At 63.9% G+C, this 15,919-nt stretch carries 15 protein-coding genes; 9 read left to right on the plus strand and 6 right to left on the minus strand.

Annotation, left to right across the window (positions count from 1 at the left end):
- The first annotated feature begins 3 nt into the window (after positions 1 to 3).
- The 3 genes from LU688_RS04770 to tldD are packed head-to-tail and all read left to right on the plus strand — an operon-like array spanning position 4 to position 6,117.
- A complete protein-coding gene (locus LU688_RS04770) occupies positions 4 to 3,810 on the plus strand; it encodes a YhdP family protein (RefSeq protein WP_094010206.1) in 3,807 nt (1,268 codons plus the stop codon).
- A gap of 13 nt (positions 3,811 to 3,823) precedes the next feature.
- Positions 3,824 to 4,675 carry a carbon-nitrogen hydrolase family protein gene (locus LU688_RS04775; RefSeq protein WP_104444473.1) on the plus strand — a complete coding sequence of 284 codons (852 nt, stop codon included), beginning with the start codon at positions 3,824 to 3,826 and terminating at the stop codon, positions 4,673 to 4,675.
- Between the two features lie 2 nt (positions 4,676 to 4,677).
- Positions 4,678 to 6,117 carry a metalloprotease TldD gene (gene tldD / locus LU688_RS04780; RefSeq protein WP_094010204.1) on the plus strand — a complete coding sequence of 480 codons (1,440 nt, stop codon included), beginning with the start codon at positions 4,678 to 4,680 and terminating at the stop codon, positions 6,115 to 6,117.
- Between the two features lie 97 nt (positions 6,118 to 6,214).
- Here the strand turns inward: tldD and yjgA are convergent, their stop codons facing one another.
- Complete coding sequence (yjgA, locus tag LU688_RS04785; protein ID WP_023632090.1) at positions 6,215 to 6,736, minus strand: ribosome biogenesis factor YjgA; 522 nt, start codon at positions 6,734 to 6,736, stop codon at positions 6,215 to 6,217.
- A 109-nt stretch (positions 6,737 to 6,845) separates the two neighbouring features.
- On the opposite strand from yjgA, the gene pmbA reads away from it, so the two are divergent.
- The 6 genes from pmbA (at position 6,846) to LU688_RS04815 (ending at position 12,163) form a co-directional block, all read left to right on the plus strand.
- Entirely contained in the window at positions 6,846 to 8,192 is a 1,347-nt protein-coding gene (gene pmbA, locus LU688_RS04790; protein WP_038707428.1) for a metalloprotease PmbA, read from the plus strand.
- Positions 8,193 to 8,387: 195 nt separating this feature from the next.
- Entirely contained in the window at positions 8,388 to 8,789 is a 402-nt protein-coding gene (locus tag LU688_RS04795; RefSeq protein WP_160291262.1) for a FagA protein, read from the plus strand.
- The gene (locus LU688_RS04800) at positions 8,782 to 10,158 is read left to right on the plus strand and encodes a class II fumarate hydratase (RefSeq protein ID WP_104444471.1); all 1,377 of its coding nucleotides are present in this window, start codon (positions 8,782 to 8,784) and stop codon (positions 10,156 to 10,158) included. The genes LU688_RS04795 and LU688_RS04800 overlap by 8 nt, the downstream gene beginning before the upstream one ends.
- Positions 10,159 to 10,183: 25 nt before the next feature.
- Positions 10,184 to 10,645: a DUF2753 family protein gene (locus LU688_RS04805; protein ID WP_094010202.1), complete on the plus strand. Its 462-nt coding sequence runs from the start codon at positions 10,184 to 10,186 to the stop codon at positions 10,643 to 10,645.
- Position 10,646: 1 nt separating this feature from the next.
- Positions 10,647 to 11,258, plus strand: coding sequence for a superoxide dismutase (locus LU688_RS04810; RefSeq protein WP_023629090.1), 612 nt, complete (start codon positions 10,647 to 10,649; stop codon positions 11,256 to 11,258).
- An 11-nt stretch (positions 11,259 to 11,269) separates the two neighbouring features.
- On the plus strand, positions 11,270 to 12,163 hold the full coding sequence (locus tag LU688_RS04815) for a ZIP family metal transporter (protein WP_094010361.1): 894 nt from the start codon (positions 11,270 to 11,272) through the stop codon (positions 12,161 to 12,163).
- 164 nt (positions 12,164 to 12,327) lie between these two features.
- Here the strand turns inward: LU688_RS04815 and LU688_RS04820 are convergent, their stop codons facing one another.
- The 5 genes from LU688_RS04820 to LU688_RS04840 form a co-directional block, all read right to left on the minus strand.
- Positions 12,328 to 12,600: an HPr family phosphocarrier protein gene (locus LU688_RS04820; protein WP_023629089.1), complete on the minus strand. Its 273-nt coding sequence runs from the start codon at positions 12,598 to 12,600 to the stop codon at positions 12,328 to 12,330.
- Between the two features lie 19 nt (positions 12,601 to 12,619).
- Positions 12,620 to 13,474: an RNase adapter RapZ gene (gene rapZ / locus LU688_RS04825; protein WP_023629088.1), complete on the minus strand. Its 855-nt coding sequence runs from the start codon at positions 13,472 to 13,474 to the stop codon at positions 12,620 to 12,622.
- A 2-nt stretch (positions 13,475 to 13,476) separates the two neighbouring features.
- Positions 13,477 to 13,941, minus strand: a complete 465-nt coding sequence (gene ptsN / locus LU688_RS04830; protein ID WP_023629087.1) for a PTS IIA-like nitrogen regulatory protein PtsN — start codon at positions 13,939 to 13,941, stop codon at positions 13,477 to 13,479.
- Between the two features lie 12 nt (positions 13,942 to 13,953).
- Complete coding sequence (gene hpf, locus LU688_RS04835) at positions 13,954 to 14,262, minus strand: ribosome hibernation-promoting factor, HPF/YfiA family (protein WP_023629086.1); 309 nt, start codon at positions 14,260 to 14,262, stop codon at positions 13,954 to 13,956.
- Between the two features lie 78 nt (positions 14,263 to 14,340).
- Positions 14,341 to 15,837 carry an RNA polymerase factor sigma-54 gene (locus LU688_RS04840; RefSeq protein WP_160291261.1) on the minus strand — a complete coding sequence of 499 codons (1,497 nt, stop codon included), beginning with the start codon at positions 15,835 to 15,837 and terminating at the stop codon, positions 14,341 to 14,343.
- Between the last annotated feature and the right edge of the window lie 82 nt (positions 15,838 to 15,919).

Here is a 15,919-nt window from a genome sequence, read left to right on the forward strand (position 1 = left end):
GCCATGGAACGTCTGACCCGCGTTCTGAGCGCCTTGACCCGCTGGGGGCTGGTTATCTGCGCCCTGCTGGCGGTGCTGGTGGCGCTGTATGTCAGCCTCGGTCGGCAACTGGTGCCTCTGGTCGCCGAATACCGTGCAGACGCCGAACTCAAGGCCGAACAGGCCTTGGGCATGCCCGTGCACGTCGGGGCGCTCGAGGGGCGCTGGAGCGGCCTGGCACCGATGCTGCGGGTGCGCGACCTGCAACTGGGCGAGGGGGCCACAGGGTTGCGTCTGGACGACGTCAAGCTGGTGCCTGACCTGTGGGCCAGTCTCAAGGCGCGTGAAGTGCGTCTGGCGCGGATCCAGCTCAGCGGCCTGCAATTGATCCTGCGTGAAAACCAGGAGGGTGTCTGGGCCCTTGAAGGCCTGCCGCAGCAGCAAGATGCTCCGCTTGACCCGGCGCAGGCACTCACGCGTCTGCGCCAACTTGGACGAGTCGATGTCTTCGACAGCCAGGTCACCCTGCATCCATGGCAGCGCGATCCCCTGACCCTTACCTACGTCAGCCTCGGCGTGCAGGCGGGGGCCTCACGCCAAAGCGTTGATCTGCGCGCCACGTTGCCCGACGGCCAGCCCCTGGCGATGAGCCTGAACAGCCGCGCCACAGCCAAGACCTGGCGCGACGGACGTGTACAAGCCTATCTCAGCCTGCCGCAGAGCGACTGGGCGCGTTGGTTGCCGCCGCGATTGCTAGGCCAATGGCAGGCCAGTGCCTTGCGTGCCGGTGGTGAGTTCTGGATCGACTGGAGTCAAGGGCAACTGCAACGGGCGATGGTTCGTCTCAATGCTCCGCAGCTCAAGGGGGCCTATACCGGGCGCAAGGCCATCACCGTGGACAACCTGGCGCTGTCGGCCTGGTTCCAGCGACAGGACCAGGGCTTTGACGTCGCTGTCGACTCTCTGGCCATGACGCTTGGCAAGGCGCGTTGGGAGTCGCACCTGCAACTGGCTCAGCGTCCGGGGCAGGGCCCAGCCGAGGAAAGCTGGCAAGTGCAGGCTGACCGGCTCGACCTGACACCGCTGACGCCGCTGATCGACGCCCTGGCGCCATTGCCGGACAAACTGATGACGGTGGTCGACGCGCTCAAGGTGACGGGTGCCCTGCGCAATGTGCGCCTGGACATCCGCCCCAAGGCCGAAGGTGACCAACGGCTGCAGTTCGCCGCCAATCTGGAAAAGGTCGGCTTCGATGCCTATCACGGCGCGCCTGCTGCCGGTAATGTCACCGGGGCGATCAGCGGTGACCTCGGGCAAGGCGAGCTACGCCTGGATACCCAGGCATTCATGCTGCACCTGTACCCGATTTTCGGCAAACCCTGGCATTACCCTAAAGCCAATGCCCGCCTCACTTGGACCCTGGACAAGGAGGCCTTCACCCTGGTCGCCCCCTATATCAAGGTGCTGGGCGACGAGGGCAAGATTGCCGCGGACTTTCTGATTCGTATCCACCTGCAGCCGGGCCATGAAGACTACATGGACCTGCGGGTAGGCCTCACCGAGGGCGACGGGCGCTACACCGCCAAGTATCTGCCCGAGGTGCTAAGCCCCGCTCTGGACGAATGGCTGCGCAGTGCCATCGTCAAGGGCAGCGTCGACGAGGGCTACTTCCAGTACCAGGGGTCACTGCATCATGATGCACCCCCTCACGCTCGCGATATCAGCCTGTTCTTCAAGGTGCATGACGCGGCGCTGGATTTCCAGCCGGGCTGGCCGCAGGTGCAACAGGTCGATGGCAATGTCTATATCGAAGATACCGGCGTGCGCATCCAGGCTCACAAAGGGTTGCTGCTGGACACCCAGGTCAGCGATGTCAGTGTCGACATCCCTCATGTGGAAGGTGGACAGCCCAGCCACCTGCTTTTGGAGGGTGATTTTGCGGGCAGCCTCGGCGACGGGCTGAAGATCCTCAAGCAAGCGCCTATCGGCACCGAGGAAATATTCGCCGGCTGGGAGGGCGAGGGGCCGCTCAAAGGCAAGGTCAAGCTCGATGTTCCTCTGGCTCACGGGCAGCGGCCCAAGGTGCTGGTGGATTTCGCGACTGCCGACGCCATCTTGAAAGTGGCGCCTCCGTCCCTGGAGCTGAGCCAGCTGAAGGGCAACTTCAGCTTCGATATCGACAAGGGCCTGAGCGGCAAGGACATCAGCCTGCACGCCTTCGGCAAACCGGTCAGTGCCCAGATCACCGCCGAAGGGCAGGGCCAGATCCAGACCCGGATCAATGCCAGTGGCCAGGTTGCCCTCAAGGCCCTGACCGACTGGTTGCAGTACACGCAGCCACTGCCAGCCTCGGGCGAGCTGCCGTATCAGTTGCAAGTAACACTGGGCAGCCGCGATAACCGCTTGATCGTGAATTCATCACTCAAGGGCCTCGCTATCGACCTGCCGGCGCCGTTTGGCAAAGCTGCCGGGGAGACGCGCGACAGCCGCTTCGGCCTGACCCTGCAGGGCCCCGAACGGCGTATTGATGGCAGCTACGCAGATCTGGCCCGTTTCGCTTATGCCGCTCCTGCGGACAGGCTGGCCCAGGGCCGTGGCGAGCTGTTGTTGGGCACAGGCGAGGCCAGTTTGCCGTCTGGCCAGGGCCTGAGGGTGCGTGGCCGGCTGGAGACACTGGACCTGGCCCCTTGGCAGCAACAGATGGAGCGCCTCGCCGGCAAGGATCCGGGCGGCAGTGCCCGGCAGAACTTGCAGAGCGTTGACCTGAGCATCGGCCAGCTCAAGGCATTCGGCATGGACCTCAACCAGGCAGTGATTCGCCTGCTGCGTGGCGGCCCAGCCTGGGACCTGCGCGTGGACAGCAGGGAGGTCATCGGCAACGCGCGTATTCCCGATGCCAAGACCGCGCCAATGTCCATCCGCCTGCAGAGCCTGCGCCTGCCGCCGGCCGACCCTAACGAAGCCCAGGCTGAGAATGCGCCTGACCCCCTGGCTGATGTCGATCCGCGCAAGGTGCCCGCGCTGGATCTGACCATCGACAAACTGTACCGCGGCGACGACCTGTTTGGCAGCGCTACGCTGAAGCTGCGCCAGGGAGCCCGGGGCATGCTGATGAGCGACATCGACCTGGACCTCAAGGGGCTGCATATCGACGGCACTGGTGGCTGGGAAGGCGAGCCGGGCAGTAGTTCGAGCTGGTACAAGGGGCGCATCGACGGCAAGGATCTCGGCGATGTCCTCAAGGCCTGGGGTTTCGCCCCTACGGTCACCAGCCGCGATTTCCGCATGGATGTGGATGGCCGCTGGCCAGGCTCGCCGGCCTGGGTAAGCCTCAATCGGTACTCCGGCAGCCTCGACGCTGCCCTGCGCAGCGGCCAGTTCGTGGAGGTCGAGGGCAGCGCCCAGGCTTTGCGGGTGTTCGGTCTGCTCAACTTCAATTCGATTGGCCGACGCCTGCGTCTGGACTTCTCCGACCTTTTCAGCAAAGGACTGGCCTATGATCGGGTCAAAGGCTTGCTGGTAGCCAGCGAGGGGGTCTACGTGACGCGCAAGCCGATCACCGTCACCGGGCCCTCGAGCAACTTCGAGCTTGATGGCACCATGGATTTTGTCCGGGACCGGGTCGATGCCAACCTGCTGGTGACATTGCCTGTGACCAACAATCTTCCGCTCGCCGCATTGATTGTCGGCGCACCGGCGGTGGGTGGCGCGCTGTTCCTCGTTGATCGCCTGATCGGTGATCGGGTGGCGCGCTTCGCCAGCGTGCACTATCGCGTCGAAGGACCGGTCAAAGAGCCTAAAATCACCTTTGTGAAACCCTTTGATAAATAACCCAGGGGTGGTCATGACGTCAGCAGTGATCCAGATGGTCAGCCAGGACGATGTGCTGGCCAACCTGCAACGTGCCACGGTGCTGATCGAGCAGGCTGCCGCTGGTGGCGCGCGGCTGGCGGTGCTCCCGGAAAACTTCGCCGCCATGGGCCGGCGTGACGCCGCGGTCATTGGTCGGGCCGAGGCGCTGGGTGAGGGGCCGATCCTGCCATGGTTGAAACGCACCGCCCGCGACCACAGGTTATGGATAGTCGCGGGTACCTTGCCGTTGCCGCCGGCCGGTCAGCCTGAGGCCAAGGCTCATGCCTGCTCGCTGTTGATCGACGAGGATGGCGAGATCGCCGCTCGCTACGACAAGCTGCACCTGTTCGATGTGGACGTGGCCGATAACCGTGGCCGCTACCGCGAGTCGGACGATTATGCCCACGGCAGCCGGGTAGTGGTGGCCGACACACCGGTGGGCCGCCTGGGCCTGTCGGTGTGCTACGACCTGCGCTTCCCCGAGCTGTACAGCGCTTTGCGCGCCGCTGGGGCCGAACTGATCAGCGCGCCAGCGGCGTTCACCGCGGTGACCGGCGCCGCGCACTGGGAGGTGCTGATTCGCGCACGGGCCATCGAGACCCAGTGCTATGTACTGGCGGCCGCCCAGGGCGGCGTACATCCGGGGCCTCGGGAAACCCACGGCCAGGCGGCGATCGTTGATCCCTGGGGGCGGATCGTCGCGCAACAGGCGCGAGGCGAGGCGGTGTTGCTTGCCACGCGCGATATCGAAGAACAGGCGTCCATTCGGGCGCGCATGCCGGTTACAACACACCGGCGCTTTTTCTCGCAGGACGCCTTGCGGCCTGCGCATACCTCGGAGTGACTATGAGCCAGATGTTATCCACCGTCAGTGAGCAGCTCCTGGCCCCGGGCGGGTTGACCCTCGACAGCCTGCAGACGGTGCTGGGCGAGTTGGCCGGTCCCGGCATTGATGCCGCCGACCTGTATTTCCAGGGCCAGATCTCGGAAACTTGGGCACTGGAGGACGGTATCGTCAAAGAAGGCAGCTTCAACCTCGACCAGGGCGTTGGCGTGCGTGCCCAGTCCGGCGAGAAGACCGGGTTTGCCTATAGCAATGCGATCAACCTTGAAGCCCTGACGTCGGCGGCGCGTGCCGCCCGCTCGATCTCCCGCGCCGGGCAGAACGGCACTGTGCAAGCCTTCCGCAGCCAGGACGTGACCGCCCTGTACGCGCCTGACAACCCCCTGGATGTACTGACCCGCGCCGAGAAGGTCGAGCTGCTCAAGCGCGTCGATGCCGCCACCCGTGCCCTCGACTCGCGCATCCAGCAGGTCAGCGTGAGCATGGCTGGGGTGTGGGAGCGCATCCTGGTAGCTGCCGCCGATGGCAGCCTGGCCGCCGACGTGCGTCCTCTGGTGCGTTTCAACGTCAGCGTGATCGTCGAGCACAACGGACGTCGCGAACGTGGTGGGCAGGGCGGCGGTGGGCGCACCGACTATCGCTATTTCAGTGAAGAGCGGGTGATGGGCTACGCCCGTGAGGCGCTGCGCCAGGCGCTGGTCAACCTCGAGGCGATTCCCGCTCCGGCCGGCACGCTGCCGGTGGTGCTCGGCCCGGGTTGGTCGGGCGTGCTGCTGCACGAGGCGGTCGGCCACGGCCTGGAAGGCGACTTCAACCGCAAGGGCAGCTCGGCGTTCAGTGGTCGCATCGGTGAAAAGGTGGCTTCAAGCCTGTGCACTATCGTCGACGACGGCACGCTCGAAGGCCGTCGCGGCTCGCTCAGTGTCGATGACGAAGGCACGCCAACCGAGTGCACCACGCTGATCGAGAACGGCATCCTCAAGGGCTACATGCAGGACAAGCTCAATGCCCGCCTGATGGGCATGGCGGTAACTGGCAATGGCCGGCGCGAATCCTACGCGCACCTGCCGATGCCACGCATGACCAACACCTACATGCGTGCCGGGGACAGCGACCCGCAGGAGATCATCGCCTCGGTGAAGAAGGGCATCTACTGCGCCAACCTTGGCGGTGGCCAGGTGGACATCACCAGCGGCAAGTTCGTGTTCTCCACCAGTGAGGCCTATCTGATCGAGGACGGCAAGATCACCGCGCCAGTAAAAGGCGCGACCTTGATCGGCAATGGTCCGGAAGCGATGCGCGGTGTGTCGATGGTCGGCAACGACCTGGCGCTGGACAGCGGCGTGGGCACGTGCGGCAAGGATGGGCAGTCGGTGCCGGTGGGCGTTGGCCAGCCGACCCTGAAGCTGGATGCGATCACCGTCGGTGGTACCGGTGGGTGATGTTCAATCGCGGAGCAAGTCGCACGGCGCACCGCCGCCCCCACGGTTTCGAGCGTGGGGACGGTGGTGCGCCGATGCGACTTGCCCCGCGATGGCCTCAGCGCAAGCCGCGCTGGGTTTCGTCGAGGTCGCGGATGTACTTGAACACTTTACGCGCTGCCGCTGGCGGCTTGTTCCGCGCCTTTTCATGCTGGGCATGACGGATCAGCGAGCGCAGATGCTGGCGATCGGTGTCGGGGAACTCGTTGACGAAGCGCTCGAGGTCTTCGTCGTTACCGTCGATCAGGCGATCGCGCCAGCGCTCGAGACCGTGGAAACGCTCGTTGTACTGGCGGCTGGAGCTGTCGATCTGCTCGAGCACGGCATGGATGGCGTCCAGATCCTGTACGCGCATCAGCTTGCCGACGAACGACATGTGGCGCTTGCGAGCGCCGTGGGCGGTGTGCTTGCTGGCCTCGTCCAGCGCCTTGCGCAGCTCGTCGGTCAATGGCAGGCGAGCCAGGGTGTCGGCCTTGAGAGTGGTGAGGCGCTCACCAAGCTCGACCAGCGCATGCAGCTCGCGCTTGATCTGGGTTTTGCTTTTTTCGCCATCGAAGGCGTCGTCGTAAGAATCAACCATGGGGGCCGTCCGCAAGAAATCGCCGCCATGATAACCAGTCGGGGGCCGCTTGTCCGGCCCGGTCGTAGAATGACCCAAGCCGTACGCAGAATTTTCAGTGGAGAAAACCATGAGTGCAGTCCAGAGCGTAGGCCCCAAGGACCTGCCGGCGTTGCAGGAGCAGGTCGAGGCGATTGTCGCCGAGGCGCGCCGCCAGGGCGCCAGCGCCTGCGAAGTGGCGGTGTCGCTGGAGCAAGGGCTGTCCACCACGGTGCGCCAGCGCGAAGTCGAGACGGTCGAGTTCAATCGCGACCAGGGGTTCGGCATCACCCTTTACGTAGGCCAGCGCAAGGGTTCGGCCAGCACTTCGGCCAGCGGCCCTGAGGCGATCCGTGAAACGGTTGCCGCTGCGCTGGCAATCGCGAAACATACCTCCGAGGACACTTGCTCGGGGCTGGCCGATGCCGCGTTGATGGCCCGTGAGATCCCCGACCTGGACCTCTACCATGACTGGGACATCGAACCGGAGAAAGCCATCGAGATGGCGCTGGCCTGCGAGGCGGCGGCGTTCGATGCCGACAAGCGCATCAGCAACGCCGACGGCACCACGCTCAATACCCATCAGGGTGTGCGGGTGTACGGCAACAGCCATGGTTTTATCGGTGGCTACGCCTCGACCCGTCACAGCCTGAGCTGCGTGATGATCGCCGAAGCCGATGGGCAGATGCAGCGTGACTATTGGTACGACGTCAATCGCCAAGGCCAGTTGCTGGCCGACCCGCGTAGCATCGGCTTGCGTGCCGCGCAGCGCGCGGCAAGCCGCCTGGGTGCCCGTCCGGTACCTACCTGCGAGGTGCCGGTGCTGTTCTCGGCTGAGCTCGCCGGCGGCCTGTTCGGCAGCTTCCTGTCGGCAATTTCCGGCGGCAACCTGTACCGCAAGTCGTCGTTCCTCGAGGGTACCCTTGGCCAGCGCCTGTTCCCCACCTGGCTGACCCTCGACGAGCGGCCACACATCCCGCGTGCGCTGGGCAGTGCAGCGTTCGATGGCGATGGCCTGGCCACTTACGCCAAGCCGTTCGTCGACAAAGGCGAGCTGGTGTCGTACATCCTCGGCACCTATTCGGGGCGCAAGCTGGGTTTGCCGAGCACCGCCAACTCAGGTGGCGTGCACAATCTGTTCGTCACCCACGGCGTCGAGGACCAGGCCGCACTGATCCGGCGCATGGGCCGTGGCCTGCTGGTAACCGAGCTGATGGGCCATGGGCTGAACATGGTGACCGGCGACTACTCGCGGGGTGCGGCTGGCTTCTGGGTGGAAAACGGCGAAATCCAGCACGCCGTGCAAGAAGTGACCATTGCCGGCAACATGAAGGACATGTTCCAGCAGATCGTCGCCATTGGCAGCGATATCGAGACGCGTAGCAATATCCACAGCGGCTCGGTGCTGATCGAGCGCATGACGGTCGCGGGTAGCTGACAGCGCGGCGGGTGGGAGCGGGTTTGCCCCGCGATAGGCCATTGCAGCTATCGCGGGGCAAGCCCACTCACACGCATCAGCATTTTCCGTGACGAACGACCCGGCCTTCGCGCCGGGTTTATTTTGCCTATTGTCTAGCTTGAACTGATTCTATTTATCACTTAATAATGAATATCATTATCCAGTAACTCGGCGATGATGTTCATGAAAACCGTCCTCCACGAACTGCCCTACCTGGAAAACTGGCGCTGGCTCAGCCGGCGCATCCGTTGCGCGCTGGAACCCGACGAGCCACGCCTGATCGAGCACTACCTCGCCGAAGGCCGCTATCTGGTGTGCTGCACCGAGACCTCGCCGTGGCCGGTGGCCTTGACCGCCTTGCGTCTGCTGCTAGATACCGCCAACGATCGCATGCTGCCCTGGCACTGGCGCTGCCTGTGCCTGGACCAGGCCTGGCGTCCGCTGCTCGACCTGCGCAATCTCGACCGCCTCGAACAGAACCAGCGTTGGCAGCCCTACGCGATGCAGCTCGCCAATTGCGTGCTGCTGCCGTCGATTTCTCCCGAAGAACTGATGCAAGGACTTGAAGATGAGTGATACCCGTATCGAGCGCGACAGCATGGGTGAACTGCAGGTGCCGGCCCAGGCCCTGTACGGTGCCCAGACCCAGCGCGCGGTCGACAACTTCCCGGTCAGCGGCAAGCCGATGCCGACCCAATTCATCCGTGCCTTGCTGCTGGCCAAAGCCGCAGCGGCCAAGGCCAACGTCGAGCTGGAACAGCTCAGCGCAGGGCAGGGCGCGGCCATCGTCAAGGCGGTGGAACAGCTGCTCGCCGAGGATTTCATCCAGCACTTCCCGGTGGACGTCTTCCAGACCGGCTCCGGCACCAGCTCGAACATGAACGCCAACGAGGTCATCGCGACCCTGGCCAGCCATGTGCTGGGCGAGCCGGTCAATGCCAATGACCACGTCAATTGTGGCCAGAGCAGCAACGACATCATCCCCACCACCATTCACGTCAGCGCCGCCCTGGCCCTTCACGAACAGCTGCTGCCGGCCTTGCGCCACCTCACCCAGGTGATCGAGGCCAAGGCAGTCGAGGTGCACAAGCACGTGAAGACTGGCCGCACCCATTTGATGGACGCGATGCCGGTACGCATGAGCCAGGTGCTTGGTGGCTGGGCCGCCCAGATCAAGGGTGCCCAGGCGCATATCGAAGCCACGCTGCCGAGCCTGCAGGCACTGGCCCAGGGCGGCACTGCCGTGGGCACCGGGATCAATGCCCACCCGCAGTTCGCCGCAGGCTTTGCCCGCCAGTTGAGCGGCCTGACCCAGGTCGAGTTCACCCCTGGCGAGAACCTGTTTGCCCTGATCGGCTCCCAGGACACCGCCGTGGCGCTGTCGGGCCAGCTCAAGACGGCTGCCGTGGCGCTGATGAAGATCGCCAACGACCTGCGCTGGATGAACTCCGGCCCGCTCGCCGGCCTTGGTGAAATCGAGCTGCAGGGCCTGCAACCAGGCTCTTCGATCATGCCGGGCAAGGTCAACCCGGTGATCCCGGAGGCCACCGCCATGGTCGCCGCCCAGGTGATCGGCAACGACGCGACCATCGCCGTGGCCGGCCAGTCGGGCAACTTCGAGCTCAACGTGATGTTGCCGGTAATCGCCCGCAACCTGCTGGAGAGCATCGAGCTGATGGCCAACGTCAGCCGTTTGCTGGCCGACAAGGCGATTGCCAGCTTCAAGGTCAACGAGGCCAAGCTCAAGGAGGCGCTGTCGCGCAACCCGATCCTGGTCACCGCGCTGAATCCGATCATCGGCTACCTGAAGGCCGCCGAGATCGCCAAGACCGCCTACAAGCAAGGGCTTCCGATCATCGATGTGGCACTGGAGCACACCGACCTGTCGCGGGACCAGCTCGAAGCACTGCTGGACCCGGAAAAACTTACCGCCGGCGGCATCTGAACCCGGGCCACCCAGGAGGCACGTCATGCAGCATTGGAAACGCACCACCCAAGATGCAAACCGCCTGTTCGAGCTGGGCGAGCTGGTCGACGCCCGGGAGCACTACCTGCAAGCACTGGCCTTGGCCCAGGTGCTGTTCGAGCGCTGGCATGACGTCGACGAGGCGGTGGCTGCACTGGTCATCGCCCACCACAACCTGGCCGACCTGCACCTGCGCCTGAACCAGCCGCACGAAAGCGCCGACTACCTGTGCGCGGCGCACCAGCGGCTGCTCCAGGCCAGCCAGGATCCGCGCCTTCCCCAGGCCCTGCGCGACGCGGCCTTGCGCCACAGCGGGCGTACCTACACCGAACTGCTGAGTTTCATCGCCGAGTATGGCCAATACCCGCGTACCGAGCGCCTGCTTAACCGCCAGGCGCCCGCGGCCAGCGAGCTGGTTGCGCTCGCGGACATCACGGATCGCAAACCTGCCTACGGAGTCCATTGACATGCCACATACCTTGCCTGCGTTGCCCTACGCCTACGATGCGCTGGAACCGCACATCGACACCCAGACCATGGAGATCCACCACAGCAAGCACCATCAGACCTACATCAACAACCTCAACGCCGCCATCGAGGGCTCCGAATGGGCCGAATGGCCGGTGGAGCGACTGGTGGGCGCAGTCAAGCAACTGCCCGAGAAACTGCAAGGGGCGGTGGTCAACCAGGGCGGTGGCCATGCCAACCACACGTTGTTCTGGTCCGTCATGTCGCCCAAGGGCGGTGGCCAACCCGAGGGTCAGGTAGCCAAGGCCATTGACCAGCAGCTTGGTGGTTTCGAGGCGTTCAAGGAGGCCTTCACCAAGGCAGCGCTGACCCGGTTCGGCAGTGGCTGGGCCTGGCTCAGCGTGACCCCGCAGAAAACCCTGGTTGTGGAGAGCAGCGGTAACCAGGACAGCCCGCTGATGCACGGCAACACGCCGATCCTCGGCTTGGATGTCTGGGAGCACGCCTATTACCTGAAGTACCAGAACCGCCGTCCTGAGTACATTGGCGCTTTCTACAACGTGGTCGACTGGACCGAAGTGGAACGCCGCTACCTTGAAGCCCTGAAGTGAGTCTGACCGGTATGCGCTCCGAGGTGATGTCTGTCAGCAGTGTGCGCCTGTTCCGCCTGGCGCTTGGGACCGTGCTGTTGCTGGTCGGCACCGCATTGCTGGTGTCGCGTGGCATCGCCTGGCTGGACCTGCAACCGCGCATGTTGCGAGCCCTGGAGGGCGGAGCCCTGTGCGCATTGGGGACGGCCTTGGGCGCAGTGCCGGTGTTGGTAATCCGCAACATGCCAGTGGCCGTGGCCGACACCTTGCTCGGTTTTGGGGCCGGGGTGATGTTGGCGGCCACCGCGTTCTCGCTGATCATTCCCGGGCTGGATGCGGCCCAGGCCATTGGCTTCAGCCCATGGGGCGCCGGTGGTGTGATCAGTGGCGGCCTGCTGTTCGGCGCACTGTGCCTGTTTCTGGTCGATCTCAAGGTTTCAGGCGCCTCACCGGAGGCTTTGGTCGGCAGCGATCAGCAACCGGTGATTGCTGCCAGGATCTGGCTGTTCGTCATTGCCATCATTGCCCACAACATCCCCGAAGGCATGGCCATCGGGGTTTCCGCTGGTGGCGGAATGCCTGATGCCGATAGCCTGGCCATGGGCATCGCGCTGCAGGATGTGCCGGAGGGCCTGGTGATCGCGCTGGTGCTGGCAGGGGCGGGCATGCCGCGCTTCAAGGCGTTCCTGATCGGTGCGGCATCGGGGCTGGTCGAGCCGCTGGCCGCGGTGATCTGTGCCTGGCTGGTGAACATCGCCGAACTTTTGCTGCCGCTGGGCCTGGCCTGTGCGGCGGGGGCGATGCTGCTGGTGGTGACCCAGGAGATCATTCCAGAGTCACGCAGCAACGGGCATCACCGCCTGGCAAGCCTGGGGTTGTGTGTCGGGTTCTGTCTGATGATGGTGATGGACACGGCGATGTCCTGACGCCGCAGTTCAGAAACTGCTGGAGCCAGCCTTGCTGGCGAAGCAGTCATCGCAGTATTGGCGTGGGAGCGGGCTTGCCCCGCGATGCATCGCACCGGCGACACTGGTATCGCTGGGCAAGCCCGATCCCACGCTCCAGTTTCCGTTTGCAGTCCTCGCCTGGCTCATTCGCCTTCGTCGAAGAAGTTCTCGATCAACGTGACCAACGCTTCCATGGCGTCGGTGTCCTGCTCACCCTCGGTGAGCAGGTGCACCTGGGTGCCCTTGCCGGCGGCGAGCATCATCACCGCCATGATGCTCTTGCCGTCCACCAGCTTGTCCGGCGCGCGCCCGACACGTACCTGGCAGGGGAAGCGCCCGGCCACGCCGACGAACTTGGCGGCCGCCCGCGCATGCAGGCCCAGCTTGTTGATGATGGTGATTTCGCGGGCGGGCATCGTGGGGCGGATCCTGTGGCTAGAGGTCGCGGTGGCGGACCTGGACGTTTTTCAGGGATTGCTGGAGCAGTTGGCCAAGCCGTTCGGTAATGTACACCGAGCGGTGGTGGCCGCCGGTACAGCCGATGGCGATGGTGACATAGGCACGGTTGCTGGCGGCGAAGCGCGGCAGCCATTTGAGCAGGTAGCTGGAAATGTCCTGGAACATCTCCTCGACGTCCGGCTGCGCGGCCAGGTAGTCGATCACCGGCTGTTCGAGGCCGGAATGTTCGCGAAGTTCCGGCTTCCAGTACGGATTGGGCAGGCAGCGCACGTCGAACACCAGGTCGGCGTCCACCGGCATGCCACGCTTGAAACCGAACGACTCGACGAGAAACGCAGTGCCGGGCTCGGGCTGGTTGAGCAGGCGCAGCTTGATCGAGTCACGCAACTGGTACAGGTTCAGGTTGGTGGTGTCGATCTTCAGGTCGGCAAGATCGGCAATCGGCCCCAGCAGCTCGCTCTCCACCCGAATTGCCTCAGCCAGCGAACGGCTGTCGTTGGTCAGTGGGTGGCGGCGGCGGGTTTCCGAGAACCGCTTGAGCAGGGTGTCTTCGTCGGCATCCAGGTACAGCACGTCGCACTGGATATGCCGGGAACGTGCCTCCTCCAGCAACTGCGGGAAGCGTGACAGATGGCTGGGCAGGTTGCGCGCATCGATGGAGACCGCAACCTTGGGTTGCAACAGCTCTGTGTTGATCAAGGCGTTTTCGGCCAGCTGCGGCAACAGCCCGGCGGGCAGGTTGTCGATGCAGTAGTAGCCGTTGTCTTCCAGTACGTCGAGGGCGGTGCTCTTGCCGGAGCCGGAGCGACCGCTGACGATGATCAGGCGCATGTTCAGTGCTCGTTCTGTACGTCCAGGACGACCTGGTAGAGGGTCTCGCTGCTGTCGGCGGCACGCAGGCGATCGCGGACCTCCTTGCGATCGAGCATGCTGGCGATCTGGCGCAGCAGTTCAAGGTGGGCGTCGGTGGCGGCTTCCGGGACCAGCAGGACAAACAGCAGGTCGACCGGGGCGCCATCGATGGCATCATAATCGATGGGGGCATCCAGGTGCAGCAGGGCGCTGACAGGCGCGCTGCAACCTGTCAGGCGGCAGTGGGGAATGGCGATGCCATTGCCAAAACCGGTGGAGCCCAGTTTTTCGCGAGCCCACAGGCTGTCGAAGACGTCTTGCATCTCCAGCTCGGGTACTTGCTCGGCGATCAGGTTGGCGACCTTTTCCAGGGCGCGCTTCTTACTGCCGCCCGGCACGTTCACGAGGGAACGGCCGGGGGTCAGGATGGTTTCAAGTCGGATCATGGATGAGGGGGATCAGCGGGCGGCTGCGCCTTGCAGCAGGCTTTGCTGTTTTTCCTTGTGCTTTTTCAGTTGACGGTCGAGCTTGTCGGCCAGGGCATCGATGGCTGCATACATGTCTTGGTGTTCGGCGTTTGCCACCACCTCACCGCCGGGAATCTGGAGCGTGGCTTCGATCTTCTGCTGGAGCTTCTCGACTTTCATGATCACCGTCACGTTGGTGATCTTGTCGAAATGACCCTCCACCCGGGCGAGCTTCTCGAGCACGTAATCGCGCAGTGGTTGGGTGACTTCTACATGCTGTCCACTGATGTTGACTTGCATACAGCTTCTCCTTTGTTGCCCGTGCATAAAGAGGCAGGTGTTGCACCTGCCACTGAAACGCTGTGGCACATCCGGGGGCTACATCAGCCGCTTACGCTCGCTCGAGGGTGCGATCCCCAACGACTCGCGATACTTGGCGACGGTGCGACGGGCTACCTGGATGCCTTGTGCCTCCAGTAAACCAGCGATCTTGCTGTCACTCAATGGCTTTTTCTGATTTTCCGCAGCCACCAGTTTCTTGATGATCGCGCGGATAGCCGTAGACGAGCATTCGCCGCCTTCGGCGGTGCTCACGTGGCTCGAGAAAAAGTATTTCAGTTCGTAGATGCCGCGTGGGGTGTGCATGTATTTCTGGGTGGTTACCCGGGAAATTGTCGATTCATGCATGCCTACCGCTTCGGCGATGTCATGCAGGACCAGCGGTTTCATCGCCTCGTCGCCATGGTCGAGGAAGCCACGCTGGTGTTCGACGATCTGCGTCGCCACTTTCATCAGCGTCTCGTTGCGGCTCTGCAGGCTCTTGATGAACCAGCGCGCTTCCTGCAACTGATTGCGCATGAACGTGTTGTCGGCGCTGGTGTCGGCACGACGGACGAAGCCGGCGTACTGCGGATTGACGCGCAGCTTCGGCACTGCCTCCTGGTTGAGCTCGACCAGCCAGCGCTCGCTGTCCTTGCGCACGATGACGTCGGGCACGACGTACTCGGGTTCACTGGACTCGATCTGCGAGCCTGGGCGCGGGTTGAGGCTCTGCACCAGTTCGATGATCTGGCGCAGCTCGTCTTCCTTGAGCTTCATGCGGCGCATCAGCTGGCTGTAGTCACGGCTGCCGAGCAGGTCGATGAAGTCGGTGACCAGGCGCTGTGCCTCGCTCATCCAGGGTGTCGAGGCCGGCAGCTGGCGCAGTTGCAGCAGCAGGCATTCGCCGAGGGTGCGGGCGCCAATGCCGGCAGGCTCGAACTGCTGGATACGGTGCAGTACTGCCTCGACCTCGTCCAGCTCGATGTCCAGCTCCGGGTCAAAACCGGCGCAGATTTCTTCGAGGGTGTCTTCCAGGTAGCCCTGGGCGTTGATGCTGTCGATCAGGGTGACGGCGATCAGGCGGTCGGTGTCGGACATCGGCGCCAGGTTGAGCTGCCACAGCAGGTGGCTTTGCAGGCTCTCGCCCACCGATGTGCGAGTGGTGAAGTCCCATTCGTCATCATCGTTGCTTGGCAGGCTGCTGGCGCTGGTCTGGTAGATGTCTTCCCAGGCGGTGTCGACCGGCAATTCGTTGGGGATCCGCTCGGCCCACTCGCCGTCCTCGAGGTTTTCCGTGTTGCTGCTGGAGGTTTCCTGGAAACTGTTGTCCTGGGCTTCGGCGACCTGCTTGTTCTCGGCGTTGTCCGCCATCGGGTCGCTGTTGTCGAAGTCCTCGCCGTCTTCCTGACGTTCGAGCATCGGGTTGGACTCCAGCGCTTCCTGGATTTCCTGCTGGAGGTCCAGGGTGGAGAGCTGAAGCAGGCGGATGGCCTGTTGCAACTGAGGTGTCATCGTCAGTTGCTGGCCCATTTTTAGGACGAGCGATGGTTTCATGGCTGGGGCTTAATACCTTGTTGCCGGCGCGCATGCGCCATCCACTACACGTAGGGCGCTTGGGCGCCGACTTTAAGCAAGT

The sequence above is a fragment of the Pseudomonas soli genome (genome assembly GCF_021283165.2).
Classification (GTDB): Bacteria; Pseudomonadota; Gammaproteobacteria; order Pseudomonadales; family Pseudomonadaceae; genus Aquipseudomonas; species Aquipseudomonas soli.